The organism is Salmonella sp. SAL4457, from assembly GCF_046548235.1.
Lineage (GTDB): Bacteria > Pseudomonadota > Gammaproteobacteria > Enterobacterales > Enterobacteriaceae > Salmonella > Salmonella enterica.
In genome coordinates this window covers 1-245 of record NZ_JBGDZO010001127.1, presented here as the reverse complement: position 1 = coordinate 245, position 245 = coordinate 1, and the positions used below count along the sequence as shown (strand labels likewise).

The window sequence follows — 245 nt, the reverse complement described above, 5'->3', positions numbered from 1 at the left end:
CCTCAAGACTCTGAAGGCGAGCGAGCTGAAGATCGAACTGGTGCGGATCGACCAGAAGGCTTCGACCCCTCTGAAACCGATCAAGCCGCGCAAGGCCTTGGTGGTGGCCTTGGGCCTCCTGGGCGGGTTGGTGTTCGGCGTGCTGGTGGCTCTGGTTCGGGCGATGTTGCGTACCCCTCGGCAACGGGTACAGGAAGATAGCCTGCCGCCGGGAGTCGTCAGCCTCGACCGGAGCCTTTCAGGGA

General features: G+C 63.7%; 1 protein-coding gene. It reads left to right on the top strand.

What is annotated here, in order from left to right; translation table 11 throughout:
- A partial coding sequence (locus tag ACLJNW_RS27700; RefSeq protein WP_410961783.1) for a GNVR domain-containing protein occupies positions 1-245 on the top strand: 245 nt, incomplete at both ends.